We start from the raw sequence: 241 nt of genomic DNA on the forward strand, positions 1-241 counted from the left end.
CTTCCATGGCATCTCGGGCTGGCCTGCGCTTCCCGTCGTGGAGAAGCAACTGTGGGCGCTGGCAGACGCCCACCTGCGCGAGGTACCCGACGGCCGCCTGGCCGACTACACGCAGGCGCAAATGGATTTCGGCGCGACGCTGTGCACGCGGGCGAAGCCGGCCTGTGCCGTATGCCCGCTGCAGGACGACTGCGTCGCGCGTCGCGAGGGCCTCACCGGGGTACTGCCCACGCCGAAACCG

Annotated in this window: 1 pseudogene; it reads left to right on the top strand. The window is 70.5% G+C overall.

From position 1 onward, the window contains the following. Positions 1-241: pseudogene (locus OH705_RS28570) on the top strand (A/G-specific adenine glycosylase); the annotation flags it as partial.

It is taken from the genome of Pseudomonas sp. BJa3, from assembly GCF_026343815.1.
Lineage (GTDB): Bacteria > Pseudomonadota > Gammaproteobacteria > Pseudomonadales > Pseudomonadaceae > Aquipseudomonas > Aquipseudomonas soli.